At 67.4% G+C, this 23,831-nt stretch carries 23 protein-coding genes, 2 tRNA genes and 1 pseudogene; 14 read left to right on the top strand and 12 right to left on the bottom strand.

Features of this window, described 5'->3' with window-relative positions; genetic code table 11:
• Nucleotides 1-385 precede the first annotated feature (385 nt).
• Nucleotides 386-1,327 (bottom strand): GlxA family transcriptional regulator, encoded by a 942-nt coding sequence (locus FO044_RS10180; RefSeq protein ID WP_143965599.1) that lies wholly within the window; start codon nucleotides 1,325-1,327, stop codon nucleotides 386-388.
• A gap of 107 nt (nucleotides 1,328-1,434) precedes the next feature.
• On the opposite strand from FO044_RS10180, the gene FO044_RS10175 reads away from it, so the two are divergent.
• Complete coding sequence (locus tag FO044_RS10175; protein WP_143965598.1) at nucleotides 1,435-1,746, top strand: putative quinol monooxygenase; 312 nt, start codon at nucleotides 1,435-1,437, stop codon at nucleotides 1,744-1,746.
• Nucleotides 1,747-2,373: 627 nt separating this feature from the next.
• Nucleotides 2,374-3,700, top strand: a pseudogene (locus tag FO044_RS10170) (ISL3-like element ISPfr2 family transposase).
• An 85-nt stretch (nucleotides 3,701-3,785) separates the two neighbouring features.
• On the opposite strand, the gene FO044_RS10165 reads toward FO044_RS10170, so the two are convergent.
• Nucleotides 3,786-4,991, bottom strand: a complete 1,206-nt coding sequence (locus FO044_RS10165) for an MFS transporter (RefSeq protein ID WP_280525871.1) — start codon at nucleotides 4,989-4,991, stop codon at nucleotides 3,786-3,788.
• Nucleotides 4,992-5,155: 164 nt separating this feature from the next.
• Here FO044_RS10165 and FO044_RS10160 point away from each other — a divergent pair, with 164 nt between their 5' ends.
• Together FO044_RS10160 and FO044_RS10155 are read left to right on the top strand one after the other, a co-directional pair.
• Nucleotides 5,156-5,926, top strand: a complete 771-nt coding sequence (locus tag FO044_RS10160) for a fumarylacetoacetate hydrolase family protein (protein WP_143965596.1) — start codon at nucleotides 5,156-5,158, stop codon at nucleotides 5,924-5,926.
• The gene (locus FO044_RS10155; RefSeq protein WP_412917590.1) at nucleotides 5,923-6,756 is read left to right on the top strand and encodes an alpha/beta fold hydrolase; all 834 of its coding nucleotides are present in this window, start codon (nucleotides 5,923-5,925) and stop codon (nucleotides 6,754-6,756) included. Before FO044_RS10160 ends, FO044_RS10155 begins: the two co-directional genes overlap by 4 nt.
• On the opposite strand, the gene FO044_RS10150 is transcribed toward FO044_RS10155, so the two are convergent.
• Together FO044_RS10150 and FO044_RS10145 are read right to left on the bottom strand one after the other, a co-directional pair.
• Nucleotides 6,740-7,735, bottom strand: a complete 996-nt coding sequence (locus FO044_RS10150) for a DUF1648 domain-containing protein (RefSeq protein ID WP_186290528.1) — start codon at nucleotides 7,733-7,735, stop codon at nucleotides 6,740-6,742. The genes FO044_RS10155 and FO044_RS10150 overlap by 17 nt on opposite strands.
• Complete coding sequence (locus tag FO044_RS10145; protein WP_132991763.1) at nucleotides 7,722-8,081, bottom strand: GntR family transcriptional regulator; 360 nt, start codon at nucleotides 8,079-8,081, stop codon at nucleotides 7,722-7,724. Before FO044_RS10145 ends, FO044_RS10150 begins: the two co-directional genes overlap by 14 nt.
• Nucleotides 8,082-8,170: 89 nt before the next feature.
• Here FO044_RS10145 and gltX point away from each other — a divergent pair, with 89 nt between their 5' ends.
• The 3 genes from gltX (at nucleotide 8,171) to FO044_RS10130 (ending at nucleotide 10,191) form a co-directional block, all read left to right on the top strand.
• Nucleotides 8,171-9,652, top strand: coding sequence for a glutamate--tRNA ligase (gene gltX / locus FO044_RS10140; RefSeq protein WP_143965594.1), 1,482 nt, complete (start codon nucleotides 8,171-8,173; stop codon nucleotides 9,650-9,652).
• 344 nt (nucleotides 9,653-9,996) lie between these two features.
• Nucleotides 9,997-10,068 (top strand) — tRNA-Gln (locus FO044_RS10135).
• Nucleotides 10,069-10,118: 50 nt separating this feature from the next.
• Nucleotides 10,119-10,191: transfer RNA gene (locus tag FO044_RS10130), tRNA-Glu, on the top strand.
• An 80-nt stretch (nucleotides 10,192-10,271) separates the two neighbouring features.
• Here the strand turns inward: FO044_RS10130 and FO044_RS10125 are convergent.
• Nucleotides 10,272-10,772 (bottom strand): pyridoxamine 5'-phosphate oxidase family protein, encoded by a 501-nt coding sequence (locus FO044_RS10125; protein ID WP_143965593.1) that lies wholly within the window; start codon nucleotides 10,770-10,772, stop codon nucleotides 10,272-10,274.
• Nucleotides 10,773-10,822: 50 nt separating this feature from the next.
• Nucleotides 10,823-11,524, bottom strand: a complete 702-nt coding sequence (locus FO044_RS10120) for an IclR family transcriptional regulator (protein ID WP_132991760.1) — start codon at nucleotides 11,522-11,524, stop codon at nucleotides 10,823-10,825.
• Between the two features lie 49 nt (nucleotides 11,525-11,573).
• On the opposite strand from FO044_RS10120, the gene leuC reads away from it, so the two are divergent.
• The 3 genes from leuC to FO044_RS10105 all read left to right on the top strand — a co-directional run bounded on the left by leuC (nucleotide 11,574) and on the right by FO044_RS10105 (nucleotide 14,588).
• Nucleotides 11,574-13,022 carry a 3-isopropylmalate dehydratase large subunit gene (gene leuC / locus FO044_RS10115; protein WP_143965592.1) on the top strand — a complete coding sequence of 483 codons (1,449 nt, stop codon included), beginning with the start codon at nucleotides 11,574-11,576 and terminating at the stop codon, nucleotides 13,020-13,022.
• Nucleotide 13,023: 1 nt separating this feature from the next.
• Nucleotides 13,024-13,614, top strand: coding sequence for a 3-isopropylmalate dehydratase small subunit (gene leuD / locus FO044_RS10110; RefSeq protein ID WP_132991758.1), 591 nt, complete (start codon nucleotides 13,024-13,026; stop codon nucleotides 13,612-13,614).
• Between the two features lie 188 nt (nucleotides 13,615-13,802).
• Nucleotides 13,803-14,588 (top strand): HU family DNA-binding protein, encoded by a 786-nt coding sequence (locus FO044_RS10105; protein WP_143965591.1) that lies wholly within the window; start codon nucleotides 13,803-13,805, stop codon nucleotides 14,586-14,588.
• 28 nt (nucleotides 14,589-14,616) lie between these two features.
• Here FO044_RS10105 and FO044_RS10100 read toward each other — a convergent pair whose 3' ends face one another.
• Genes FO044_RS10100 through cofC form a run of 3 tightly spaced genes read right to left on the bottom strand, consistent with a single transcriptional unit; the run spans nucleotide 14,617 to nucleotide 18,402 of the window.
• The gene (locus FO044_RS10100; protein ID WP_143965590.1) at nucleotides 14,617-15,522 is read right to left on the bottom strand and encodes an NUDIX domain-containing protein; all 906 of its coding nucleotides are present in this window, start codon (nucleotides 15,520-15,522) and stop codon (nucleotides 14,617-14,619) included.
• Entirely contained in the window at nucleotides 15,522-17,729 is a 2,208-nt protein-coding gene (locus FO044_RS10095; RefSeq protein WP_132991755.1) for an RNA degradosome polyphosphate kinase, read from the bottom strand. Before FO044_RS10095 ends, FO044_RS10100 begins: the two co-directional genes overlap by 1 nt.
• Complete coding sequence (gene cofC / locus FO044_RS10090) at nucleotides 17,716-18,402, bottom strand: 2-phospho-L-lactate guanylyltransferase (RefSeq protein WP_244945740.1); 687 nt, start codon at nucleotides 18,400-18,402, stop codon at nucleotides 17,716-17,718. Before cofC ends, FO044_RS10095 begins: the two co-directional genes overlap by 14 nt.
• Nucleotides 18,403-18,615: 213 nt before the next feature.
• Between cofC and FO044_RS10085 the strand changes: the two genes are divergently transcribed.
• Complete coding sequence (locus FO044_RS10085) at nucleotides 18,616-19,626, top strand: NAD(P)H-dependent glycerol-3-phosphate dehydrogenase (RefSeq protein WP_132991753.1); 1,011 nt, start codon at nucleotides 18,616-18,618, stop codon at nucleotides 19,624-19,626.
• A gap of 29 nt (nucleotides 19,627-19,655) precedes the next feature.
• On the opposite strand, the gene FO044_RS10080 is transcribed toward FO044_RS10085, so the two are convergent.
• Entirely contained in the window at nucleotides 19,656-20,195 is a 540-nt protein-coding gene (locus tag FO044_RS10080) for a DUF3515 domain-containing protein (protein ID WP_235831299.1), read from the bottom strand.
• Nucleotides 20,196-20,355: 160 nt separating this feature from the next.
• Here FO044_RS10080 and thiL point away from each other — a divergent pair, with 160 nt between their 5' ends.
• The 3 genes from thiL (at nucleotide 20,356) to FO044_RS10065 (ending at nucleotide 22,588) form a co-directional block, all read left to right on the top strand.
• Nucleotides 20,356-21,324, top strand: coding sequence for a thiamine-phosphate kinase (gene thiL / locus FO044_RS10075; RefSeq protein WP_132991751.1), 969 nt, complete (start codon nucleotides 20,356-20,358; stop codon nucleotides 21,322-21,324).
• A gap of 65 nt (nucleotides 21,325-21,389) precedes the next feature.
• A complete protein-coding gene (locus tag FO044_RS10070; protein WP_132991750.1) occupies nucleotides 21,390-21,914 on the top strand; it encodes a gamma carbonic anhydrase family protein in 525 nt (174 codons plus the stop codon).
• On the top strand, nucleotides 21,911-22,588 hold the full coding sequence (locus tag FO044_RS10065; RefSeq protein ID WP_143965587.1) for a uracil-DNA glycosylase: 678 nt from the start codon (nucleotides 21,911-21,913) through the stop codon (nucleotides 22,586-22,588). The genes FO044_RS10070 and FO044_RS10065 overlap by 4 nt, the downstream gene beginning before the upstream one ends.
• Nucleotides 22,589-22,596: 8 nt before the next feature.
• On the opposite strand, the gene FO044_RS10060 is transcribed toward FO044_RS10065, so the two are convergent.
• Together FO044_RS10060 and rpmB are read right to left on the bottom strand one after the other, a co-directional pair.
• Nucleotides 22,597-23,397: an enoyl-CoA hydratase/isomerase family protein gene (locus tag FO044_RS10060; RefSeq protein ID WP_132991748.1), complete on the bottom strand. Its 801-nt coding sequence runs from the start codon at nucleotides 23,395-23,397 to the stop codon at nucleotides 22,597-22,599.
• 116 nt (nucleotides 23,398-23,513) lie between these two features.
• The gene (rpmB, locus tag FO044_RS10055; RefSeq protein WP_132991747.1) at nucleotides 23,514-23,705 is read right to left on the bottom strand and encodes a 50S ribosomal protein L28; all 192 of its coding nucleotides are present in this window, start codon (nucleotides 23,703-23,705) and stop codon (nucleotides 23,514-23,516) included.
• Between the last annotated feature and the right edge of the window lie 126 nt (nucleotides 23,706-23,831).

Below are 23,831 nucleotides of genomic sequence, written 5' to 3'. Positions count from 1 at the left end.
CAGATGAGGGTGTAGGTCGGCCGGGCGCGTCGGTCCGCAGATAGACGTCGAGATCTCCCGACGATGGAGGTTCCTACGCCATCCATCGGAAAGACCTCGACGTGTCCGACGCTACCCTGCCGGCCGGCTTCGGCCGCCCTGACCTGACCGCCTTCGCGTCTTATCCCAATCGCCTCTGATCGGGTCTGCTGATCCTCTCGACGAGAACGCAGCGACATCACAGCCACCCAACCCCGACCGTCCGGGAAGCCGGGACACGTCACATGGCCTGTGCTGCGGGCGTGTCGAGTGGGTCGTCCAGGGGCGACGCAGGAGCGTCGACGCGACGTGCTGAGAGGTGGTTTTAGTCGAGCACTAGCACACCGGCTACAGGCGTGGCGATAGGTCAGGAACGGCGTCGCTCCCTACGCAGGAGGGAGCGCAGAGTCTCGGCGTTCGCGTAGCCGACCCGTAGCGCGATCTCGGCGGAGGTGAGGTCCGTGGTTGCTGAGAGGTGCCGAGCTCGTTCGATGCGAAGCCGTTGGACGAAGCCGAGCGGAGTGAGGTTGAGCGCCGCACGGACTCGTCGTTCGAGGGTGCGCCGGCTGGTGCCGAGCGACTGCGCGACGAAGGCGACGTTGAACGGTTCGTCCAGGCGGGCGCGCACGAAGCGTTCGAACTCGACGACGATCGGGTCCTCGTGCCGGAGATGTTCGTAGGCGACGAAGGCCGCCTGCGACGGGCGCTCGTCGATGATGAGGAGCTTGGCGACATGTTGGGCCAGGTCGGGGCTGATCGATCGCACGAGTGAGAGCGCGAGGTCGATGTGGGCGAACGCGGCGCCGGCGGTGACGAGGTTCCCGTCGACCACGACCATGGTGTCGAGATCGAGGGCGACGGTCGGATAGCGCTTCAGGAACTCCGGCCCCAGGAACCAGCTGGTCGTCGCCCGCCGATGATGCATCCGTCCGGTCTCGGCGACAGCGAACACGCCGGTGCACGCCGCGGCGATCCGGGTGGTCGCCTCGTCGAGGCGCCCGAGCGAGGCGATGACCGAACGAGCATCTCGGCTGTGGAGGGCGTCGTTGGTAGCGGCGGCCGTAAGGGTTCCAAGCGCAGGGACGACGACCACGTCGAACTCTGCGGACTCCGACAGCGGGTGGTCCACCGACAGGGTCATCGATGCCGTCGTGGTCACTCGCCGTTTCGGTCCGAGGATGGCGAGTTGGATCGGGTCGATCCGCGGGTCGACATCGCGGCGGGCTCCGTCGGCCACCCGCACGATGTCGATGATCGACGCGATAGCCGAACCGAAGCAGCCGTCGATCGCGATCAGTCCGATACGCATGACGTAAACAATAGCAATACTGCCGTATACGCCACTTCCCACCGGCCCTCGCTCGTCATACGCTGAACTCGTCCCACGAAGAACCCCGATTTCAAGGAGAGTCCCTCATGTCCACACCCGCATCACTTCCGTATGCCTTCGTCGCCAAGATCGTCGCGGCCGATGGACAGCACGACGCGCTCGCCGATCTGCTCGGCGGCGCTGTCGCACTCGCCAACGAAGAAGCAGGAACGATTGTCTGGTTCGCGGTCAGGACCCACGCCGACACCTTCTGGATCTTCGATGCATTCCCCGACGAGGCCGCTCGCGACGCCCACGCCAACGGCGCCATCGTCGCAGCCCTGATGGCCAACCAGCACCTCCTCGGCGCAGCACCCGAGATCCTGGCGGCCGACGTCCTCGCGTCCAAGCTCCCGTAGTCCGCCAACGCACGAGACGATCGCGCCCCGCCGAGCCGTCGCCAGGTCGCGACGCAACGCCATGCTGCGTTGCCGAGCGGTGCGAGGCCTATCGGCACACGGACAGGATGCCGGCCGCGAGTGCTCAGCCGGCGAGGGGTCCGTCGCAGAGGAGAGCGACGTCGGTGTCGGGCAGAGCCGTGAGGCCAGCGCATCGCGCGACCACCCGAACCGAACCGCCCCTGCCCTGCGTTTCCGCAGGTCAGGGGCTGTTCGCCGGAGCCGCCTGTCGGAATCGAACCGACGACCTAATCACGTCGGCTTTGCGTCTATCGCTTGATGCGCCCACTGGGCGAACGAGCCGCTGACCTGCGCAAACGCCGAGCGTGGGGGACGCCGCCATCCGGTGGTGACCGACGACGATCGACCAGTACCGACCGTTTCACCGGAGCTTGCGGCGGCGTCGAAGCCGAGCAAGCTCCATTCCTTTAGCTCACCGCGCCCTCCTCCGGTCCCGTCGTCGTCGAAGACGTTTCAGGGGTCTTCTCAGATGACGGTGTAGGTCGGCCGGGCGCGTCGGTCCGCAGATAGACGTCGAGGTCTCCCGACGACGGAGGTTCCTACGCCATCCATCCGAAAGACCTCGACGTGTCCGACGCTACCCCGCCGGCCGGCTTCGGCCGCCCTGACCTGACCGCCTTCGCTCGACTCGACGGCCTCGGTCTGAGCGTGACCGGACAACGACTTGAACCGGATCGTGCGGTCCTCGCGTGCCGCGTGGTGGAACCAGATCCGTGGTGCCGACGGTGCGGCAGCGAAGGCGCTGCTCGTGACACCGTGATCCGGCGGTTGGCCCACGAGCCGCTGGGCTGGCGACCGACCGTGCTGGAAGTTGTAGTGCGCCGCTACCGCTGTGCCGACTGCGGACACGTGTGGCGCCAAGACACCAGCGCCGCGGCGGAGCCACGCGCGAAGCTCTCGCGCACCGGGCTGCGGTGGGCGCTGGAAGGGATCGTGGTCGCACACCTCACCGTCCGCCCGTGTCGCCGAGGGACTCGGGGTCGCGTGGGACACCGCCAACAACGCGGTCCTGGCTGAAGGCAAGCGGCTGCTGATCAACGACCCCACGCGGTTTGAGGCCGTGAAGGTCATTGGCGTTGATGAGCACGTCTGGCGCCACACCAGGCGTGGCGACAAGTACGTCACCGTGATCATCGACCTCACCCCGGTCCGCGATGGCGCCGGCCCAGCAAGGCTGCTGGACATGGTCGAGGGCCGGTCGAAGGCGGCGTTCAAGACCTGGCTCGCCGACCGCGACGACGCCTTCCGTGACGCGGTCGAGGTGGTCGCGATGGACGGCTTCACCGGGTTCAAGACCGCCGCTGCAGAGGAGATCCCGGACGCGGTCACGGTGATGGATCCCTTCCACGTCGTGCGCCTGGCCGGTGACGCCCTCGACAGGTGCCGGCGCCGGGTCCAACTCGCGATCCACGGGCACCGTGGGTTCAGAGACGACCCGCTCTACAAGTCGCGGCGCACGCTGCACACCGGCGCGGACCTGCTCACCGACAAGCAGAGCGACAGGCTACGCGCGCTGTTCGTTGATGACGCTCACGTCGAGGTCGAGGCGGCCTGGGGTGTCTACCAGCGCATGATCGCCGCCTATCGCCACGAGGACCGGCAACGTGGCCGCGAGCTCATGGAGAAGCTGATCACCGACCTCAGCGCCGGCGTCCCCAAGGTGCTCACCGAGCTCACCACCCTGGGCCGGACCCTGAAGAAGCGAGCCGCCGACGTGCTCGCCTACTTCGAACGACCCGGCACCAGCAACGGGCCGACCGAGGCGCTCAACGGACGGCTCGAACACCTGCGCGGCTCCGCACTCGGGTTCCGCAACCTGACCAACTACATCGCCCGAAGCCTGCTCGAGACCGGCGGCTTCAGACCCCAACTCCTACACCCCCGATTGGGATGAGCCTCGAAAGGCCGCTCGCGCAGCGGCCGCAGAGCTCGACGCACCACCTGCGGGTGGTGCGTCGAGTCGTCTCTGCAGGCACGGTTCAGGCGTCAGATGGGTCGGACGCGTCGGTGCCCGGCGCACCGGCGTCGCGCGGCACGAGAGGGAGCGCGATGAGCGGGCCGAGCGCGGCGATCGCGAACGCGGCCGGGTATCCCGCGGATTCGATGAGCCGGCCGATCAACGGTGTGGTGGCCGCGGTCGTCACGTACTGTGCAGTGTTCTGCACGCCCAGACTGCGACCGCTCCATGACGGACCGGCGAACTCCGCGATGGCGGTGAATGCGAGCCCGTTGTCGGCGACGGTGCTGATCGAGGCGAGCACCATGACGCCAGCTGCCACCGGGCTGTCGAGCCAGTCGGCCAGCGCCAGACCTCCGGTGAGAACGGCTGCGGTCGCCGCGATCACCCGGATCGGCCGCATACGCGACCCGACCACATCGGAGATGCGGCCCACCAGAATTCGTCCGAGGGCCCCGGCCACCTGAGTCACCGTCACCAGGACGCCCGCGCTCAATGCGGACCAGTGGTGCCCGACGATCAGCCACGCCGGGACGAATGTCCACATCAGCGACTGTGGGATCACCAGGAGGACGCTGACCGCGTGCACCCGCTGCAGGAACGACCGGCGGCGGTAAGGGTTGGCCGCACTGACCGCCGCGGAGGCGGGCGGCAGCGGGGGATCGACCACGGCAACGGCGACGGCGATGACACCGATCACGGTCACCACGACCGGCACGGCGAAAGCCGTGGCCAAGCCGAGGCGTTCGGCGAACACGGGCATGGTCAGCGCGCATACGCCGATGGCGAGCGGCTGCGCCATCTGCCGGACGCCCATCGCCGTGCCTCGCTGATGCGGCGGGAACCAGCCCACGACGATGCGTCCGCTCGCGCCGTTCGCGGCGCCCGAGCCGAGTCCGCTGATGAGCAATGGGATCGCGAGCGAGGCGAACCCCGCGCCGGTCTCCGCGACGATCATCGCGGCGACGGTGCCCGCCGCCGTGATGCCGAGTGAGATGAGCAGGACGCGTCGCTCCCCGAATCGGTCCAGCGCGGCACCCCACGCGATGATCGTCAGGGTGAGTCCGATCGTGGGGATCGCAGCGAGGGTCGCGGCTTTCGAGAGCGGCATGCCGTGGTCGCTGTGCAGGACGGGGATCACGTAAGCGACGCCCGCAGTGGCACAGGTCGTCGTCATAGCTGCCACGAGGGAACTGGCGAGCATGATCCACCGGCGGGTGGGCGACAGATCAGCAGCTTGCGGATCCGATGTCGGGCTCGCCGAGGCAGGGTCTGAGGAAGCGGACAACGAGCACCTCGATTCGCGCATGGCCGGTGGCGGATAAATCTTACATAGTGGAATATCTGTTCCAGATAATAGAACACAAGTATGGGTGCGTTAGTCTTTGGGGCATGAAATTGGGTCGTGTCGCCAGCCCTGACGGGGTCGCATTCGTAGCCATCGAAGGCGCAGAAGGTGAGGAGACGGCGCGGGAGATCGCGGAGCACCCGTTCGGTGATCCGACGTTCACCGGACGGACGTGGAAACTCGCCGACACGCGTCTCCTCGCACCGATTCTCGCGACGAAGGTGATCGCAGTCGGGAAGAACTACGCGGCGCACGCGGCCGAGATGGGTTCGCAGGCGCCGGCCGACCCGGTGATCTTCTCGAAGCCGAACACCTCGATCGTCGGCCCCGGTGCGTCGATCGTGCGACCGCCGTCATCCGAGCGCGTCGACTTCGAGGGGGAGCTCGCCGTCGTCATCGGCAGGCCGTGCAAGGACGTCCCCGCCGCACGCGCCAAGGACGTCATCCTCGGCTACACCATCGCCAACGACGTCACCGCGCGCGATCATCAGGCGCACGACGGCCAGTGGACCCGATCCAAGAGCTACGACACCTTCTGTCCGTTGGGGCCGTGGATCGTGACCGACTTCGATGCATCCGACGCGGCGATCAAGACCGAACTCGACGACGCGGTGCAGCAGTCGAGCCGGACGTCGCTCATGCTGCATTCGGTCGGCGAGATCATCGAATGGGTGTCGCGCGTGATGACGCTGCTGCCCGGTGATGTGATCCTCACGGGCACGCCGGAGGGCGTCGGTCCGATGACAGCTGGCCAGACGGTGTCGGTGTCCGTCGAAGGTCTCGGCACTCTGGCCAACCCGGTGGTCGATAAGTGAGCCGCCACGCGCGCGTCGCGCCGACGCAGGTCCGCAACGGAGACGTGATCCTCTCGTGCACGGCTGCGGGGGAGGGGCCCTTGGTCGTCATGGTCATGGGCACTGGAAGTCCCGGTCGAGTGTGGCACGCTCACCAGCAACCCGCCCTGATCGCGGCGGGATTCCGCGTCGTGACGTTCGACAATCGCGGAATCGCGCCGTCCAGCGAGTGCGGCGACGGATTCACGCTCGCCGACCTGGTCGCCGACACTGCGGCGGTCATCGAGCACTTCGGGGGCCCGGCGTTCGTCGTCGGGACGTCCATGGGCGCGCGGATCACCCAGGAGCTGGCGTTGAGCAGGCCCGATTTGGTGCGGGCTGCGGCCATGCTCGGCACCTACGGTCGGACCACGCCGTTGGTGTCCGCGATGAACGAGGGCGAGAAGGCGCTGATGGATGCGGGTCAGACCCTGCCGGAGTCCTACCACGCGGTTGTCACCGCGCACATGAACCTGTCGCCGAGGACGCTGCTGGATGACCGTGCGGCGCAGGACTGGCTCGACATCATCGGGTTCGGCGGACAGGGGAACTCGGCGGGTGTCCGCGCGCAGCTGAACATTCCGGAGCGAGACCAGAACCGGTTGTCCGCTTACCGCGGTATCGGGAAGCCCTGTCTCGTCGTCGGATTCGCCGACGACCGGACCCTCCCTGTGCATCTCGCACGGGAGGTGGCCGATGCGATTCCGGGCGCGCGCTACGAGGAGCTGGTCGATGCCGGACACTACGGCTACATCGAACGGCCGGATGCGGTCAATGAGATCCTGATCGGCTTTCTCAAGTCGCGTCTCTGAGCGCGAGCGCGCCGAGGAGCGCGGCCGGCGTCGCCGGATCGTCGAGCGTGACGACGAAGGTCCGGCCGCTGCGCCTGGTGACCGCAAGTGAGGGGCCCGACTTCAGGATCACGCCGATCTTGCCGGGCCGCCAGCGAACGCCGTAACCGCCGAAGTCGCCGATGGCGCGCACGTGGATCACCTGTACATCGGTGATCTCCTCGACCGGGATGCGCCAGCGGGGGAGCCCGGCGATGGCGCGCACGGTGAGGCCGGCGTCGTCCACGCGGAGGTGGAAGGCGAACGTGGTCACGATCGCGGCCACGGCGATCAAGATGATCGTCAGCGAGCCGATCACGGAGCCGGTGGAGGCGTCGCCGGCCCAGCCGAGTGCCGCGGTCAGCACCGCCAGTCCCACGACGAAGGCGGCGAGTCCCAGAATGACGCGGCTGACGACCTCGGTGTGGAGCCAGAGGGTTCGTTGTCCGGACGTGATCTCCAGTGGTGCCACTCGGTTGCCGGGTTCCGGTTCCGGATCGGTCGGCTGGGCGAACCACGCGATCGTGCCGACGATCACGGCCACCGCCAGTGATGCGCCGACGAGGGTCATCGAGGAGGGCGTTCCGCCTCCTCTCTGAGTCCAGACGATGCCGCCGAAGAGCGCGGCGAGGAAGGTCGCGAGCGCCGCTGTCGTTGTGCCGACCCATCGGAAGGTCCCGCCCGGAGTCCCGTCGCGCAATGGCGCGTAGCTGGCGGCGGCGAACCCGATGGCGAGCGCACCGGTCAGTGCGGTTACGAGGATCATGGTCCACGGCGCGGCCCAGCGGTCGGCATCGCCCGATGCGTTCCAGTGCACGGCGATCTCGGCCGGGAGGTTCGGCAGCGCGATCACCTGCACGACTATCGCGGCGAATGCGGCGAGGGCCGGCACCACGAATCCGGCGGCGATGAAAGCGCGCCTGCGGCGGACGGGATTCGGTGTGCGATCAGTCGTTGACACGGGTGGCCTCCTTGACGAGCGCGGACAGGGTTTCGGGATGCAAGCCGGCAGCGGCGGCCTTCGCGGCCAGGGCGATGATGTCGTCGTGGACGGCGGTGAGGGTGTGGGCGGCGTCGGTGAGGACTGCGCCACGTCCGCGGCGCAGTTCGACGAGTCCTTCGTCGCGGAGGTTCTGATACGCGTGCAGAACTGTGTGCACGTTCACCTCGAGGGCTCCGGCGACCTGACGTGCGGGCGGGAGTCGGTCGCCTGCGTGCAGTCGGCCGGCGGCGACGTCGGACCGGACGTTGTCCGCGATCTGTTCGAAGATCGCGGTGTCGCTGGTGGTATCGATCCGAATGAGCACGTACTTATTCTAGTTCAAATAGAACAATAAGATCAATGACGGAGGGCCTCGCCTGCAGGTTCCTCGCCGGATCTAATAGGCTGACCTGCATGACCAGTGGAGAGAATGTACGCGTCCGCTTCTGCCCGTCGCCCACCGGAACCCCGCACGTCGGCCTCGCCCGGACTGCGCTGTTCAACTTCGCTCAGGCCCGCCACGTCGGTGGCACGTTCGTGTTCCGCATCGAGGACACCGATGCCGCTCGTGACAGCCAGGAGTCGTACGACGCGATTCTCGACGCACTCCGCTGGCTGGGACTGGAATGGGACGAGGGGCCCGAGGTGGGCGGCGAGTACGGGCCGTACCGCCAGTCCGAACGTAAGCAGATCCACCTCGACGTCGTCGCCGAGCTCCTCGAGGCGGGGGAGGCGTACGAGGCCTTCTCCACGCCCGAGGAGGTCGAGGAGCGGCACAAGGCGGCCGGGCGCGATCCGAAGCTCGGTTACGACAACTTCGATCGCGACCTGACCGCCGAACAGCGTGACGCCTTCCGCGGCGAGGGTCGCAAGCCGGTGGTCCGTCTGCGGATGCCGACGCACGATATCGCCTGGGACGACCTGGTTCGCGGAACCACCACGATCAAGGCGGGCACGGTCCCGGACTTCGCTCTCACCCGGGCCAGTGGAGACCCGCTGTACACCCTGGTGAACCCGGTCGATGACGCGATGATGAAGATCACCCACGTGCTCCGCGGCGAGGACCTGCTGTCGTCGACGCCGCGGCAGATCGCGTTGTACGAGGCGCTGATCCGGATCGGGGTCGCCGAGACGGTCCCGTCGTTCGCGCACCTCCCGTTCGTGATGGGTGACGGCAACAAGAAGCTGTCCAAGCGCGATCCGGAGTCGAACCTCTTCCATCACCGCGATCGGGGCTTCATTCCGGAGGGGCTGCTCAACTACCTGGCGTTGCTGGGCTGGGGGATCTCGGGAGATCACGACATCTTCACCCTCGACGAGATGATCGAGGCGTTCGACGTGAGCAACGTCAACTCCAATCCGGCGCGCTTCGACCAGCGCAAGGCGGACTCGATCAACGCCGAGCACATCCGGCTGTTGGATCCGGCGGACTTCGCCGCCCGGCTGCGCACGTTCCTGGTGGACCGCGGACATCTCACGGAGCCGATCGACGACGCGCAGTTCGCGGTGGTCGCGGATCTGGTGCAGACGCGCATCCAGGTGCTGGGCGACGCGTGGGGGCTGATCCGGTTCCTGTACATCGACGACGGGGAGTTCACCTTCGACGAGAAGTCGGCGTCGAAGAACCTCGGCGCGGACGCGTTGCCCGTCATCGACGCGGCGATCGCCGCGTGCGAGGGTGTCTCCACATGGGATACGGCGACCCTCGAGGACGCACTGAAGTCGGCGCTGGTCGACGGTCTCGAGCTCAAGCCGCGCAAGGCGTACGGCCCGATCCGTGTGGGGGTCACCGGCGCGGCCGTGAGCCCTCCGCTGTTCGAGTCGATGGAACTGCTCGGTCGGGACCGGAGTCTGGCCCGACTGCGGCAGGCCCGTGAGGTCAGCGCCTCCGCCTGACGCGCTCGAGCCGGTTCCTATTCGCGTGGGCGACCCCTCGGACACCAGTCGCCGATTGTCGTCGGAGTGGTACCGCTCACGGTCGGCAACCGCCTATAGCGTGTCGTCTGCCCGCAGCGGTACCACTCGCACGAGCGGGTCTCGTCACGCCGCGATCATTCCGCGCCCGAAGTGCAGACCTCGCACTGTCCGGGCACGCGATCGACTCGTCACGAGTGATCGGGTGGCGTGAAAAGTCCACTTGACCTGGCGATTTGTTATTTGGGGTGGGGTTGTTGGTAATGTACTCCCCGGCTCGAAAAGCGGCGGGCAAGACGTTTCTCGCCGAAGATCGGGTAATCCCTTGGGGTATGGTGTAATTGGCAACACAGCGGTTTCTGGTACCGCCATTCTAGGTTCGAGTCCTGGTACCCCAGCGAAGTACACGGGGACTCCTGTGTGCCTCACAAGTGAAGAGATGTTCTAGGGCCCCGTCGTCTAGCGGCCTAGGACGCCGCCCTCTCAAGGCGGTAGCGCGGGTTCGAATCCCGTCGGGGCTACAGATGAAAGAGTCGCGACACCGAAACGGTGTCGCGACTCTTCTCTTTGGCTGTCATGCACGGTCCGAGGTGATCATCCGTCAGGGCCGGAGGAATTCCGCGGTGGATCCGGCGAGCGGAATCTCCGGCAGACCGAGCTTGCGGTGGTCCCATGAGCGGACGCGGTCAGCGACCACACGGACGGCGACGCGCTTGTTCATCATCGCGTCGACCGCAGGCTTCAGGTCGTCTGTGTAGGGCCCGTTGTAGCGTTCCCAGATGCTGATGCCGACGGCCAGGCAGGTCGCGGGATCCCGGTGGATCTCGGCGGTGCCCTCGATGCTCACGCCCCGCAGCGCGTCGTATGTGTCGCCGTCTTCGATGAGCATCGTGACCCGGGCGTCGCGCTTGAGGTTGACGACCTTCTGCGACTTCTCCTTGGTCTCGATCCACAGCTCACCGTCGATCACCGCGTACCACATGGCGACGAGGTGAGCCGCTCTCGTGCCGTGCGTGGCCATCGTGACCGTCCGGTGCTGATCGATGAACGTCGAGACCTCGTCGTCGGACATCACGATCTGCGACCGCTGATTGGTTCCCATGCGCCCGAATTTATCTCACGGGCGGTTCCGGTGGGAGCAGGTGCGCTCGGTTACAGCCGTGCAGTTATCGCGTCGGCCGCGGCGACCAGTTCGGCACCGTACCGCTCGCCGGGCTTTCGGCCGAGCCGGCCGATGGGGCCGGAGATGGAGACGGCGGCGATCACATCCCCTGCGGGATTCCGTACCGGCGCGGAGGCGCTGGCTACACCGTCGATGCGCTCGGAGATGCTGTGCGCCCAGCCACGGCGTCGGATCTCGGCGAGCGATCGGTCGGTGTAGACGGCGTCGGGGATGAGTGCGGCCCGGATGTCGGCGTCCGACCACGCGGCGAGAACCTTCGCGGCCGACCCCGCCGACATGGTGAGGCGGCTGCCGACGGGGACGGTGTCGCGAAGGCCGGTGGGCGGCTCGGCGGCGGCGATGCACACTCGCTCGGCACCTTCACGGCGGTACAGTTGCACTGATTCGCCGGTGCTGCCCTGCAGGCGAGGGAGGACGAGGAGGGCCGCTTCACGGAGTTCGTCTCGCGCGTTGGAGGCCAGATGCGCGAGGGCCGGACCGGGTGTCCATCGTCCGGTGGCGTCGCGTGCCAGGAGCTCGTGGATCTCAAGCCCGACGGCGAGTCGGTGGGCGGTGGCCCGTGGTAGGCCGGTGGCGTCGCAGAGCTCGCCGAGGTTGTGCGGTCGCCGTGCGACGGTGTGCAGAACTGCCACGGATTTGTCCAGCACGCCGATTCCGCTATCCTTTCCCATAGGACGATACTAGCTGTCCATATACTGAGATGGAAGAACCGAGTGGCACATGAGTGACATCAACGCCGAGCCGCGCACCCTGGCCGAGAAGGTCTGGGACGACCACGTAGTGGTCCCAGGTGCCGTGGACGCCAAAGGCAATGCGAATCCGGACCTGATCTACATCGACCTGCACCTGGTGCACGAGGTCACCAGCCCGCAGGCGTTCGACGGCCTCCGCATGGCGGGCCGCGAACTCCGGCGTCCGGATCTCACCATCGCGACCGAGGACCACAACGTTCCGACGGTCGACATCTTCAGCCCCATCGCCGACCAGGTGTCGGCGCTGCAGGTGGACACGCTCCGTCGCAATTGCGAGGAGTTCGGCGTCCGGCTGTATCCGATGGGCGACGACGAGCAGGGAATCGTGCACGTGGTGGGACCGCAGCTCGGTCTCACCCAGCCCGGCATGACCGTGGTCTGCGGCGACAGTCACACGTCCACGCACGGTGCCTTCGGTGCGCTGGCGATGGGCATCGGCACCTCTGAGGTGGAGCACGTGATGGCCACCCAGACCCTGTCGCTGCGCCCGTTCCGGACCATGGCCATCACCGTCGACGGCGAACTGCCGGCAGGCGTCACGAGCAAGGATCTGATCCTGGCCGTCATCGCCGAGATCGGTACCGGCGGCGGACAGGGGCATGTGCTCGAATACCGCGGTCCGGCCATCGAGAAGCTGTCGATGGAAGCGCGCATGACGATCTGCAACATGTCCATCGAGGCGGGTGCGCGTGCCGGCATGATCGCCCCCGACGCCACGACCTACGAATATCTCAAGGGGCGCCCGCACGCGGCGCAGGGTGACGACTGGGATGCCGCAGTCGAGTACTGGGACAGTCTGCGCACCGACGACGGCGCGGTATTCGACCGTGAGGTCCACATCAACGCGTCCGAGCTCACGCCGTTCGTCACCTGGGGCACGAACCCGGGGCAGGGACTGCCGCTGGGTGCGAGCATCCCGGACCCGGCTCAGATCACCGATGAGGCGGAGTCGACCTCCGCGGCCCGGGCGATCGAGTACATGGACCTGACGCCCGGCATGCCGCTGCGTGAGGTGAAGGTCGACACCGTGTTCGTCGGGTCGTGCACCAACGGGCGCATCGAGGACCTGCGCGCGGTTGCCGAGGTCCTCGCCGACCGCACCGTTGCCGACGGCATGCGCATGCTGATCGTCCCCGGATCCATGAAGGTTCGTGCTCAGGCGGAGGACGAGGGCCTGGGCGAGATCTTCACTGCGGCAGGTGCCGAATGGCGCATGGCGGGCTGCTCGATGTGCCTCGGCATGAACCCCGATCAGCTCTCACCGGGCGAACGCTGCGCGTCGACGTCGAACCGGAACTTCGAGGGCAGGCAGGGCAAGGGTGGCCGCACCCATCTGGTGTCGCCGGCCGTTGCAGCGGCAACCGCCGTTCGCGGCACCCTGTCCGCACCTGCTGACCTCGCCGAGAAGGGGAACTGACATGGAACCGTTCGTCACGCACACCGGTATCGGTGTCCCGTTGCAGCGAAGCAACGTCGATACCGACCAGATCATCCCCGCCGTCTACCTCAAACGCGTCACGCGGACAGGTTTCGAAGACGGTCTGTTCTCCGCTTGGCGGAACGACCCGGATTTCATCCTCAACAACGAACCGTGGTCGAACGGCTCGGTTCTCGTCGCCGGACCCGACTTCGGAACCGGCTCATCGCGCGAGCACGCGGTGTGGGCGCTCATGGATTTCGGTTTCCGCGTGGTGATCTCGTCGCGCTTCGCGGACATCTTCCGCGGCAACTCCGGTAAGGCCGGGCTGCTGGCTGCTGAGGTGGCGCAGTCGGACGTGGAGCTCCTGTGGAAGCGACTCGACGCCGAGCCCGGTCTGGAACTCACCGTCAGCCTCGAGGACATGACCGTCACCGCAGGCGATCTCATCGTTCCGCTGCAGGTGGACGACTACACGCGCTGGCGTCTGATGGAGGGGCTCGACGACATCGGGCTCACTCTGCGCGAGGTGGACTCGATCGGTGAATACGAGGCCGGCCGGCCGTCGTTCAAGCCGGTCACCCTGCCCTGACATTCTGCGTTTCAGGGGCGAAACAGCGTCTCCGGCCCGTCGCACGTACCGAATCCGGTGCGGCGGCGGGGGTTCGGCGCAGAAATCGATGGGGGCAATTTCCGCGTTGCAACAGTGATGAACGCCATAATCTCGATACCGTGTGACGTAGCTGACAATCCGAGTCGGCGTGATCCGCGGAGGTAGGGATGAACAAGGCAGAACTCATCGAGGAACTGACCAAGCGCCTCGATGCCGATCGGAAGACCGCCACTACGGCAGTGGAGGAGGTCATCGACACGATCGTGCGCGCCGTCAACAAGGGCGAGAGTGTCACGATCACCGGTTTCGGCGTATTCGAGAAGCGCCGTCGCGCAGCACGAGTCGCGCGGAATCCGCGCACAGGCGAGACGGTCCGGGTCAAGGCGACGTCGGTTCCGGCGTTCCGTCCGGGCGCGCAGTTCAAGGCGATCGTCTCCGGTGCTCAGAAGCTCAGAGTCGGCGAACCGGCGGTGAAACGCGCTGCGCCTGCCGATGCGGCCGCGCCGGCTAAGCGGACCGCAGCGAAGAAGACCGCAGCCAAGAAGGCGGCAGTCAAGAAGGCGGCCGCCACCAAGGCCACCGCCGCCAAGAAGGCGGCTCCGGCGAAGAAGGCCGCCCCCGCCAAGAGGGCCGCTCCGGCGAAGAGAACGGCAGCAAAGGCGACAGCGGCCAAGACGACAGCGGCCAAGACGACAGCGGCGCCCAAGAAGTCGACGGCGACCCGGTCCGCTGCAACAAAGGCGACTGCGGCCAAGAAGACGACTGCGGCCACGAAGACGACTGCAGCGAAGGCCCCACCCGCCACTAAGAAGCCGGCCGCTAAGAAGCCCGCAGCCAAGAAGCCTGCCGAGACCAAGAAGCCCGCCGCGAGCAAGAAGGACGGGGCGAGCAAGAAAGACGGGTCATCGAAGAAGGGCGGCGCCAAGAAGAAGAAGTCGGGCACCAAGAAGTAGTCGCCGCGCCCCGGCTCGCCGGTCTCGATCAGTCGACGAGCGGGCTGGGGATGTGATCGACGGCCAGAAGTCGATCGCCTTGCAAGGTGAGAGCCCAGAGGCTGCCCTTGCGGTTACGGGATGCGGGCAGGCGCGCGCCGTCCCGCTTGGCCCACCGCTCCAGCAGTGGTGGAATCACCTTGCCCTGACTGCACACGGCGCGGACCGCGCCGTCGTCGTCGGTAGCGAGTGCGAGCATCCGTGCGAAGGCCGCATCCGGGTCGGCCGCGAAGGCCTCCTCGCTGAGGGCGGGCTCCACGGTGACGTCGCTGCGGGTCGCTTCGGCGTGGGGAGTCAGTGTCTGCACGCACCGCAACCGGTCGGCGGCATGGAGCCGGCGCGCACCGTAGATTCCGAGGATGTCGGACAGCGCCGCCGCCTGGTCCCGGCCTTTCGCCTCGAGGGGGCGGTCCCGGTCGTCACCGGAGAATCGTGAGCGTCGTCCTGCCTTCGCGTGGCGGATCAGCAGCATCGTGTGCAGGTCGGTGACCGGTTCGGAAGCGAAGGCGCGCAGTACCTTCCGGTCGGCGGCGTAGCTCACCAGCTTGATCGCCTCCTCGACGCTGGTCCAGCGTGCGCTGTCGCACTCGTGGTTGGAGACGAACTCACCACCCACTGCGGCCACCGACCAGTACGCGACCTTCTTCTGCGCACCGGAGTTCAGTCGGTACTCGACCGTCCGCAGGTACTGGCCGACGCGGACCTCGTAGCCGGTCTCCTCGACGAGTTCGCGGGCTGCGGTGGCGACCAGCAGTTCACCGGGTTCGGTCTTGCCCTTGGGGAGCGACCAGTCGTCGTACCGCGGACGGTGGACTGTCGCCACCTCGATTCCGTTCGCACTGCGGCGCCACAGCACGCCGCCGGCTGCCCAGACAACCTTCTTCGTCGAGCTCATCAGTTCGGAGTGGGCTCCGTGTGATGGCGGCGCCGGACTGCCATCTGCCGCTGATGATCGCGGACCTCCTCGCCGGCCGCAGGAAGTGCCTCCCACGAGCCGTCGGCCCGTAGTTCCCAGCACCGGGTCCGGGGGTCCAGCGCGGAGTCGAAGATGTCCTGCAGGTCTGCTTCGAGGCGACGGTCCCGAACCTGCACCATCACCTCGACGCGTCGGTCGAGGTTCCGGTGCATCATGTCCGCGCTGCCGATCCAGTACTCGTCCTGTGCACCGAAATGCAGAATGCGCGAGTGCTCGAGGAACTGGCCGAGGATCGACCGCACCACGATGTTCTCGCTCAGCCCGGGGATACCGGGCTTCAGCGCCGAGATGCCGCGTACCACCACATCCACCGGCACACCGGCCCGTGAGGCGCGGTACAGCGCATCGATGACCTGCTCGTCGACGAGCGCGTTGGCCTTCAACTGGATGTGCGCACGGGGATTGCCGGCAGCGTGCGCGGCGATCTCGTCGTCGATGCGCCCGATGATCCCCTTGCGGATACCTGCGGGCGCGACCAGCAGGTTGCGGTACTCCTGTTTGCGCGAGTACCCGGTCAGCGTGTTGAACAGGTCGGTGAGGTCGGCGCCGACCTCCGGGGCCGCCGTGAACAGGCCGACATCTTCGTAGAGCCGCGCCGTCTTCGGGTTGTAGTTGCCGGTGCCGATGTGGCAGTAGCGGCGGATCTTCGACCCTTCGCGGCGCACCACCAGACATGTCTTGCAATGCGTTTTCAGTCCGACGAGCCCGTAGACCACGTGCACGCCGGCCTGCTCGAGCTTGCGTGCCCACTTGATGTTCGCCTGCTCGTCGAAGCGTGCCTTGAGTTCGACGAGTGCGACGACCTGCTTACCCGCCGCGGCCGCGTCGATCAGTGCGTTCACGATCGGGGAGTCGCCCGACGTGCGGTACAGCGTCTGCTTGATCGCGAGCACGTGCGGATCGGCCGCGGCCTGCTCGATGAATCGCTGGACGCTGGTGGAGAAGGAGTCGTACGGGTGCTGAACCAGGACGTCTCCGTCGCGCAGTGTCGCGAATATGCTCTTCGGCGTTTCGCGCTCACCGAACGCCGGATGCGTCTTCGGTACGAACGGACGGTCCTTCAGCGTCGGACGGTCCATCCCGTAGACCTGCCAGAGCGACGTCAGATCGAGGAGACCGGGCAGCGAGATGACGTCGGCGGGGTGCACCTCGAGTTCGCGGAGCAGGAGTTCGAGCATGTGCTCGCTCATGTCCTCGCCGATCTCCAGCCGCACCGGCGACCCGAACCGCCGTCGGGCGAGTTCGCGTTCGAGCGCCTGCAGCAGGTCCTCGTCGCGGTCCTCGTCCACCTCGAAGTCGGCGTTGCGGGTGACGCGGAAGACGTGGTGGTCGACCACCTCCATGCCGGGGAACAGTTCGGACAGGTTCGCTGCGATGGCCCGCTCCAGCGGCAGGAACAGCGCTGTCGGTTGGGGAGCGTTCTCGTCGGCAGGCTCGGATTCGCCGGTGAGTTCGTCGACCCGGATGAAACGGCTGACGTTGTCCGGCACCTTGACGCGGGCGAACTGCTCGCCGCCCTCGGCCTGGTCCCGGACGGTCACCGCGAGGTTCATGCTGAGCCCCGAGATGTACGGGAACGGGTGGGCCGGATCGACTGCCAGTGGGGTGAGTACCGGGAACAGCTCGTTGTGGAAGTGCTCTCGTACCCGCGACTGCTGCGCCTCGTCGAGATCGTTCCACTCGACGATCCGGATGTTCTGCGCCTCGAGTGCGGGGACCACTGCATCGAGGAACACCCGCGCGTGGCGGTTCGCGATCTTCTGAGCGCGGGCTGCGATCATCCCGAGCTGTTCGCGCGGCGAACGACCGTCGGCGGACCGCACGGATAGTCCGGTCTCATGACGCCGCTTGAGACCGGCTACGCGCACCATGAAGAACTCGTCGAGGTTCGAGGCGAAGATGGCGAGGAACTTGGCCCGCTCGAGAAGGGGCATCGACACGTCCTCGGCGAGCGCCAGCACGCGCGAGTTGAAGTCGAGCCAGCCGAGTTCCCGGTTGAGGTAGCGGTTGTCCGGCAGATCGGCATCGACCGAGGGTTCGACGGTCTCTGCGGGAAGCGCGGACGGCAGGGCCGCGAGAGTCACGTTCTCGATGTCGTCGGCAGTCACCGGTTCATTGTGCCGCATCCCGGGACTGCTGTCGCGCCGACTGCGCGAGGAGCGCGGACGTGCGGTCGCCGAGCCCGATGGTCTGCGCCAGGGCGAGGTCGGCAGGGGTGTCGATGTCGGTTCTAAGGTCCGGCCAGCAGATGCGCCGCGGGTCGACCTCGGCGGCGCCTGCTGCTCGGTGGGCGGCAGCCGAATCAGCTCCGAAGGCCGGCGCGAAGCCGGCTCCGGCGACCAGCAGGACGGTGCCGCTTCCCGAGTGGTCGGAGACGAACGCGGCGGGGGCCCCGCTGCCGATGAGGGTCCTGGCCCGGTCGACCGCTGCGATGAACGAAGCGGGCCGCAGCGCGGGCAGATCCGCTTGCAGGTAGGCGAGCAGCGCGTCCGGCGGCGCGCTCGCCGCACCGTGCGCCAATGCGCAGTTCAGCGGCGACCACCCGTCCGGGATGTCGCCGTAAGTCGGCTCCGGCACTGATATCGCACCGAACTCGGTGGCCGCAGCGTGAACCGCGGGATCCGGGCTCACCACGATGAGGTTCCCAGGCGCCGTCGCGCGCACCGCGCTCAGCGTGTCGGACAGCATCGCCGTCACCAGTTCGGGGCGAGTGACGGGGGGTACGGGAAGCGGAGTCAGGCGCGTCTTCGCAGCGTCGAGCGACTTGACGGCCAGCACGACCGCGACAGCGGGACACATGACGACCATGGTGCAGCATCGGTGGGTCGGGTGAGGCCGGTGGGCGGCGAAGGCGGTCGCGTCTTCCGTGTGCGGATCCGTGCGGGAGCGTGGCGGCCACGGCTAGTCTGAGTGCATTGTTCTTTGGGGTGCATTGTTCTGGGAGTGCTGCCCGGGGGTGCTGCTCAGGGCGCGCTGCTCTGGGTGAACTGTGAGGCGTCGAAGGAGTTGCGCGTGCGTGCTGTGGTGATGGGTGCCGGTTCGTGGGGTACCGCGGTGGCGAAGGTTCTCGCCGATGCGGGGAACGACGTCGTGATCTGGGCGCGCCGACCCGAACTCGCGGCGCAGATCAACAGCGATCACGAGAACGGCGACTATCTGGCCGGTATCGAGTTGCCCGCGAGTCTGCGTGCCGAGAGTTCGGCACCGGACGCGCTGGAGGGTGCCGAACTCGTGGTGTGCGCCGTTCCGTCCCAGTCGTTGCGCACGAACCTCGGTCACTGGCTCGCCGACCTGCCGCCCGATGCGATCCTGCTCTCCCTCGCGAAGGGCGTCGAGGTCACCACCGGCCAGCGGATGAGCGAGGTGATCTCCGAGATCACCGGATTTCCGGACCGGCAGGTCGCGGTGCTGTCCGGGCCCAACCTCGCCAAAGAGGTCGCACTCGAGCAGCCGGCCGCCACAGTGATCGCCTGCAGCGACGAGGAGCAGGCGCAGCGCGTGCAGCAGGCGTTCTCCACCGGGTACTTCCGGCCGTACACGAACACCGACGTCACCGGCTGTGAGATCGGTGGCGCAGTGAAGAACGTGATCGCCCTCGCCTGCGGTATCGCTTCCGGCATCGGGTACGGCAACAACACGACCGCCACGATCATCACCCGTGGACTCGCTGAGACGATCCGGCTGGGGGCGGCGCTCGGCGCCGATATCACCACCCTCGCCGGACTGGCCGGTGTCGGAGATCTGGTCGCCACCTGTTCGTCGCCGCTCTCGCGTAACCGGACGTTCGGATCCCGACTCGGCGAGGGAGCGAGCCTTCAGGAGGCGCAAGCCGCCACCAACGGTCAGGTCGCCGAGGGAGTGAAGTCGTGCCGTTCGGTTCGCGCGCTGGCGCGTGATCACGGAGTGGAGATGCCGCTGACCGACGCGGTCTACCAGTTGTGCCACGAGGGCATGGGAGTCGAGGAAGTGGTCGCCGCACTTCTCGGTCGCAGCACGAAACCCGAGGTGTACGGACCAGAGTGAGCCGGCCGATGTGAGCCGGAATGCCCGCGCTACCGGCCGAAGTCGAGCGGCGCCCGCTCCAGATGCTTCGCGACGAGTGCGGACACGTCGGTGATCGGCGCGTTGCCCGCACCCGATGGCACCCACACGGCGATGTAGGGGCGGTGGTCGACGCTCACGTAGGCCTGGCCGACGCCCCTGACGGTGTCGGTCATGAACCACTGAACCGGATCGATCACCTGCAGTGAACTCGTCGGCGCGAGTTCGGCGGGCCGCTCGACGCCGCACCGCACGACGATCGGTTCGGAGTCGTCCTTGCCCCAGCGCACGGTGGTGCCGTCCACCGACTTGCCGGTGTAGTCGCCCAACGTGTCGGGGAGTGCGTCGATGAACGACGGGCACTTGTCGGCGCCGGCGCCCTGCGCCGTCGCGTAGCCCTCCACCGGGGACGGATCGTCGCCGGGCCGGTTCGAGTAATTGACGGCCGCGAATGCGATGAACAGCGCGAGGACCACCACCGGAATGACGACCAGTGTCGCGATGAGCGCCGGGCTCAGCTGAGTGGACTTCTCGGGATCTGACTGGGCCATGTGCTCGCTCATCGTCGTGGTCGTCTCCTGACACCGCGTGCCGGACATGTCGCTTGAAGGACATCGGGCGGGAGACCGCTTCTGCGGATTGCATCGGCCAGTTTAGTCGGGCGCACGCGACGCCCGTGTCGGCCAGGGGTCGCCTTGTAGGATCGACGCGGTGCAGACGGTTGGTGAAGTCGGGGAACGCGGCCTGATCGAGATGTTCACGCGCGCGGCGCGCTCGGGCGGCGGTGGCGATGTCGTGATCGGGTCCGGGGACGACGCCGCCGTGGTCGGCTCCGACGGCCCGGTCGTGGTCAGCACCGATACCGCGGTCGCAGGCAGGCACTTCCGGTTCGACTGGTCCGAACCCGATCAGGTGGGTGCCCGGGCAGTCGTGCAGAGTGCGGCCGATATCGCGGCGATGGGCGGACGGCTCACTGGAACCGTCGTCTCGCTGGCCTGTCCTCCTGAGACCCCGGTGGAACGGCTGCTGGCCGTGAACGCCGGGATCGTCGATCAGACACACGCCTACCGGGCGCGGGTCCTCGGCGGCGACCTGGTGTCGTCGCCGACGGTCGTCATCACCGTCACCTCGATAGGCGTGCTGGACGGTGCGGCGCCGGTGACGCTGTCGGGCGCGCGTGCGGGCGATGTCCTGGCCGTCAGCGGACCGCTCGGCGGGGCGGCCGGGGGACTGGCGGTGCTCTCTGCGGTCGAGCACGGGGCCGCCCCGTCTCTCGTCGACGTCCATGCGGGCGCGGTGGCCGCGTACCGGCTCCCGCAGCCCGATCTGTCGGCCGGACCGCGAGCGGCGCCCGCAGCATCGGCGATGACCGACGTGTCCGATGGTCTGGTCGAGGAACTCGTCACGATCGCGGCCTCTTCGGGCGTGCGGATCGACGTCGAATCGTCCGCCGTGCCGCGGACGCCTGGGATCGGCGAGCTCGGAGAGGCGCTCGGCGTGGACCCGGTGCGCTGGGCGCTCGGCGGAGGCGAGGACCATGTGCTGCTCGCGAGCTTCGCAGAAGGTGCGGTGCCGCCCGGCTGGTCGCAGATAGGCACCGTCGCGCCGGGTGCCGGCGCCTACGTCGACGGCGACCCCGTCGGGTCCATCCGCGGCTGGCAGTCCTTCACGGAGGGGTGAGCTTCGGCGGCCTGTTCGTCGGGGGCCGATCCCGTCACGGCCGGACGGGTGATTAGATCGGACGCATGGCTGTCTATGCACTCGGTGACCGGGAACCGACTCTCGGCGAGGACGTGTTCATTCATCCCGACGCGACGGTGATCGGCGCGGTGACTCTGGCCGATGGCGTGTCGGTCTGGCCCGGCGCCGTCCTTCGGGGCGACTACGGGACCATCTCTGTCGGTGCGCGCACCAATATCCAGGACGGAACGGTCATCCACTGCACCTTCGTGGAGTCGACGGTGATCGGTGCCGGATGCGTAGTCGGGCACAACACCCACATCGAGGGCGCGACCATCGGCGACGACTGCCTGATCGCCTCCGGTTCGGTGGTGCTGAACGGTGCCGAGATCGGTGCCGGATCGGTGGTGGCCGCGGGCGCGGTAGTGCCGTACCGGTTCTCGCTTCCCGAACGGTCGATGGCCATGGGCGTGCCGGCGAAGGTTCGCGAGGGCCACGTGGTCCCGGAAGGCCACCTTCAGGGAAACACCGAACTGTACTTCCACAACGCGCAGTACTACCGCGCCGAACTGCGCCGGATCGACCGATGAGCGCCAAGCCGATCGCCGAGATCCTCGACCCGGGATGGGCGCAGGCTCTCGCGCCCGTGGAGCCGCAGATCGAGGCCATGGGGGAGTTCCTGCGTGCTGAGGTCGCGGCTGGACGCAAGTACCTGCCGGCCGGTCAGAACGTCCTGCGGGCGTTCACCCAGCCGTTCGACGACGTGCGGGTCCTGATCGTCGGACAGGACCCGTACCCGACGCCGGGGCACGCAGTCGGGCTGAGTTTCTCGGTGGCGCCCGACGTGTCACCGATCCCGCGTTCGCTGCAGAACATCTATGCCGAGTACTGCGACGACCTGGGCTATCCGCGACCGTCCACGGGCGACCTGACGCCGTGGCAGGATGCCGGAGTGCTGCTCCTCAACCGTGTGCTGACGGTCATGCCGGGCGAGCCCGCATCGCATCGGAACAAGGGGTGGGAGACGATCACCGAATGCGCCCTCAAAGCGCTGGTGGCGCGTGATGAGCCGCTGGTCGCGGTTCTGTGGGGCAACGACGCGCGCAAGCTGACCCAGTGGATGCCGGACGTTCCGACGATCCAGTCGGCGCACCCGTCACCGCTGTCGGCATCGCGGGGCTTCTTCGGTACGAAGCCGTTCAGTCGCGCGAACGAGGAGCTGCTCGACCTCGGCGGCGAGCCGGTCGACTGGCGGCTGCCGTAGCAGCAGCCTCAGCGCGCCCCGCGGAAGTCGGGCGCCCGTTTGGCGACGAACGCGTTCACTCCTTCGACGCCCTCTGCCGTCGCCGACAGAGTGGAGATGGATCGCGCCTCGGCGTCGAGCTGGTCGCGGAGCGAGCGGGTCGCCGAATCGTGCACCAGGGTGCGGATGGCCGTCATCGACCCACGAGGTCCAGCGGCGAGGCCGGCGGCGACCTCGAGCGCCTTGGTTCGCACGGCGTCGTCCTCGACGATCTCCGAGACCAGTCCCAGGTCGAGCAACCGCTCGGCGTCGAGGATCTGGTCGGTCATGATGATGTACCGGGCACGGGACGGTCCGACGGCGCGGGGCAGCAGCCATGACATGCCGCCGTCCGGTGACAATCCGATCCCGGGGTACGCAGGCCGCATTCGGGTGCGGGTACCGGCGATCGCGATGTCGCTGTGCAGCACGAAACTCATACCGGCGCCCGCCGCCCATCCGGTCACCGCGGCCACGACCGGCAGTCGCGTCTCGTACAGCAGCGTGATCACCTGATGCATGTCGTCGGCCAGGCCGCGCAGGTACTGTGCACGGTCGTCGGCCGCGGCGAAGCGCGCGACATTGCCGCCTGCGCAGAAGTTCCTGCCTTCTCCGCAGAGGAGGATCGCCCCCGCGTCGATGTCTCCGCGGGTGACGGCGAGCAGCTTCTCCGTGGCGGCCAGCAGGAGGTCGTGGTCGAGAGCGGTGCCGTTCTCCGAAGTGGAGAGGGGGATCGTCAGGACGCCGTTGTCCGCTATCGAGTTCTGGCCGGATCCGGATGGGGAAGTCATGCGTCGGATCTTACGATGCGGCGTGTGATCGGTCCCTCGCGCATACCGGCCAGACGACGAAATCGCCGCCCGATGAATATCGGACGGCGATCTCGAAGATGTTCAGGCGGTGCGCCTTACACTGCGGCGGCCTTGCCTGCCTTCAGGCAGGAGGTGCACACGTTCTTGCGCTTCCGGTTACCCGGGGCGACCTCGACACGCACGGACTGGATGTTCGGGTTCCAGCGGCGGTTGGTGCGCCGGTGCGAGTGCGAGACCGACTTACCGAAGCCGGGGCCTTTACCGCAAACGTCACAAACGGCAGCCATATCGAACTCCCTCAGTTGAAATCTAGTCTGGTCTCTTCGCCCGCAGTGCGGCGCAGAGATCCACGCGGCGTCAACAGGCAACCCGACTAGAGTAACCGGATTATGTGTGCGAGCCAAATCGTCGTC

Source organism: Gordonia zhaorongruii, from assembly GCF_007559005.1.
Lineage (GTDB): Bacteria > Actinomycetota > Actinomycetes > Mycobacteriales > Mycobacteriaceae > Gordonia > Gordonia zhaorongruii.
The sequence above is the reverse complement of the archived record's forward strand: the minus strand, read 5'-3'. Positions and strand labels throughout refer to the sequence as shown.

Excerpts from the sequence above, each read along its gene's own strand:
- FO044_RS10175 (WP_143965598.1), top strand. The coding sequence starts at position 1,435 with ATGTCCACACCCGCATCACTTCCGTATGCCTTCGTCGCCAAGATCGTC.
- cofC (WP_244945740.1), bottom strand. The coding sequence starts at position 18,402 with ATGTGTCCCGCTGTCGCGGTCGTGCTGGCCGTCAAGTCGCTCGACGCT.
- FO044_RS10160 (WP_143965596.1), top strand. The coding sequence starts at position 5,156 with ATGAAATTGGGTCGTGTCGCCAGCCCTGACGGGGTCGCATTCGTAGCC.
- FO044_RS10105 (WP_143965591.1), top strand. The coding sequence starts at position 13,803 with ATGAACAAGGCAGAACTCATCGAGGAACTGACCAAGCGCCTCGATGCC.
- FO044_RS10095 (WP_132991755.1), bottom strand. The coding sequence starts at position 17,729 with ATGCGGCACAATGAACCGGTGACTGCCGACGACATCGAGAACGTGACT.
- FO044_RS10100 (WP_143965590.1), bottom strand. The coding sequence starts at position 15,522 with ATGAGCTCGACGAAGAAGGTTGTCTGGGCAGCCGGCGGCGTGCTGTGG.
- FO044_RS10180 (WP_143965599.1), bottom strand. The coding sequence starts at position 1,327 with ATGCGTATCGGACTGATCGCGATCGACGGCTGCTTCGGTTCGGCTATC.
- leuC (WP_143965592.1), top strand. The coding sequence starts at position 11,574 with ATGAGTGACATCAACGCCGAGCCGCGCACCCTGGCCGAGAAGGTCTGG.
- rpmB (WP_132991747.1), bottom strand. The coding sequence starts at position 23,705 with ATGGCTGCCGTTTGTGACGTTTGCGGTAAAGGCCCCGGCTTCGGTAAG.
- leuD (WP_132991758.1), top strand. The coding sequence starts at position 13,024 with ATGGAACCGTTCGTCACGCACACCGGTATCGGTGTCCCGTTGCAGCGA.
- FO044_RS10080 (WP_235831299.1), bottom strand. The coding sequence starts at position 20,195 with ATGGCCCAGTCAGATCCCGAGAAGTCCACTCAGCTGAGCCCGGCGCTC.
- FO044_RS10060 (WP_132991748.1), bottom strand. The coding sequence starts at position 23,397 with ATGACTTCCCCATCCGGATCCGGCCAGAACTCGATAGCGGACAACGGC.
- FO044_RS10125 (WP_143965593.1), bottom strand. The coding sequence starts at position 10,772 with ATGGGAACCAATCAGCGGTCGCAGATCGTGATGTCCGACGACGAGGTC.
- gltX (WP_143965594.1), top strand. The coding sequence starts at position 8,171 with ATGACCAGTGGAGAGAATGTACGCGTCCGCTTCTGCCCGTCGCCCACC.
- FO044_RS10065 (WP_143965587.1), top strand. The coding sequence starts at position 21,911 with ATGAGCGCCAAGCCGATCGCCGAGATCCTCGACCCGGGATGGGCGCAG.
- FO044_RS10070 (WP_132991750.1), top strand. The coding sequence starts at position 21,390 with ATGGCTGTCTATGCACTCGGTGACCGGGAACCGACTCTCGGCGAGGAC.
- FO044_RS10120 (WP_132991760.1), bottom strand. The coding sequence starts at position 11,524 with ATGGGAAAGGATAGCGGAATCGGCGTGCTGGACAAATCCGTGGCAGTT.